The sequence below is a fragment of the Vibrio sp. 970 genome, from assembly GCF_033339075.1.
Window position 1 is genome coordinate 1 of the sequence record NZ_JAWOTW010000555.1, and the last position, 594, is coordinate 594.

The 594-nt window shown below is 47.3% G+C and carries 1 protein-coding gene; it reads left to right on the forward strand.

The annotated features are described in order from the left end of the window. A partial coding sequence (yddG, locus tag R7Q11_RS27835) for an aromatic amino acid DMT transporter YddG (RefSeq protein ID WP_225467194.1) occupies nucleotides 1–594 on the forward strand: 594 nt, incomplete at both ends.

Below are 594 nucleotides of genomic sequence, written 5' to 3' on the forward strand. Positions count from 1 at the left end.
CCGAAAGTTTAGGGCCAGTAGGTGGGGCGGCGATGTTGTATTCGCTAAGTTCAATCTTTTTATTGATTGTGGTGGGCATCCCAAAGTTGTCTTACTTTTCTCCGAAGTATCTGATAGTTGGCGGCGCAATGTTTGTTTGCTATGAGATCTTTCTTGCGCTTGCTCTTGGGTATTCGAATTCGCGAGCTCAAGCGATTGAGGTATCTATCGTCAACTATTTATGGCCCGCGCTAACTGTATTGTTTGCAGTGTTGGGTAGCAACAAAAAGCCAAGTTGGCTGTTGTATCCAGCAGTAATCCTCGCGTTTATTGGTGTTGCTTGGACGGTGAGCGGCGATAACGGTTTATCCCCGACACAAATCATCTCGAACGTAAGCAGCAATCCGCTGGTGTACTTCATGGCGTTCACTGGCGCGGTGATTTGGGCGGTTTATTGTAATCTCACACAGCGACAACAATCGAAGCACAATGCGATCACGTTGTTTTTTATCGCAACTGCGGTTTCGCTTTGGGTTAAGTACGCATTTGCGGATGAGCCTACAATGACGTTCTCATGGTCAGCTCTTGGGTATCTGTTTGCATCGGCAGCGTTGA